General features: G+C 79.4%; 1 protein-coding gene. It reads left to right on the forward strand.

Annotated features, from left to right (window positions below; genetic code table 11):
• Window positions 1-173: 173 nt before the first annotated feature.
• Window positions 174-359: hypothetical protein (locus ACLZOT_RS50605; RefSeq protein WP_416976069.1), on the forward strand; the 186-nt coding region annotated here is incomplete at its 3' end.

The raw sequence follows: 359 nt of genomic DNA on the forward strand, positions 1-359 counted from the left end.
GTGCGGCTCCTCGGCATGGGGGACGGGCGGGTTCACTGCTGTCGTACGGGCGGCCGTGGCGCGGTCCCGCCGCGCCGCGACCGCCCGCCTCACACGCGTTCGAGAATGGCCGTGACGCCCTGGCCGCCCGCCGCCGGGCCGACGGACTGCCCGCCGTCTCCATCGCCTGGGGCATGTGGGAGGAACGCAGCCCGCTGCCCGCGCACCTCACCGACGCCGACCTGCGCAGGACCGCCCGCCACGGCATCGGCGCCCTGCCCACCGAGGCCGCCCTCGCCCTGTTCGACGCGGCCCTGACCGCCGCCCAGCCGCACGTCCTGGCCGCCGCCGTCGACCCGGCCGCGCTCCGCGCGTCCGCC

The organism is Streptomyces sp. 4F14 (assembly GCF_048159485.1).
Classification (GTDB): Bacteria; Actinomycetota; Actinomycetes; order Streptomycetales; family Streptomycetaceae; genus Streptomyces.